The organism is Pseudomonas sp. 5Ae-yellow, assembly GCF_014077575.1.
In the GTDB taxonomy this organism is placed as follows: Bacteria; Pseudomonadota; Gammaproteobacteria; order Pseudomonadales; family Pseudomonadaceae; genus Halopseudomonas; species Halopseudomonas neustonica.
This window is the reverse complement of record NZ_JACGWE010000174.1, coordinates 1-203: the sequence shown is the minus strand read 5'-3', so window position 1 is coordinate 203 and position 203 is coordinate 1. Positions and strand designations below refer to the sequence as shown.

The following is a 203-nucleotide window of genomic DNA, read 5'->3' as shown; positions in this document are numbered from 1 at the left end:
AACAAAGAAACCGCTCAAGCAGCGGTTTTTTTGTGTCTGCGATTTGGTGCGAAGGCGCAGGAATAGCTCAGTTGGTAGAGCACGACCTTGCCGAGGTCGGGGGCGGGCGGCGAGCCTCGCGAGTTCGAGTCTCGTTTCCCGCTCCAGAAGTAACAAAGAAACCGCTCAAGCAGCGGTTTTTTTGTGTCTGCGATTTGGTGCGA

Annotated in this window: 1 tRNA gene; it reads left to right on the top strand. The window is 55.2% G+C overall.

The features are described 5' to 3' along the window. Positions 1-54: 54 nt before the first annotated feature. Positions 55-146: transfer RNA gene (locus H4J77_RS20495), tRNA-Gly, on the top strand. Positions 147-203: the final 57 nt, after the last annotated feature.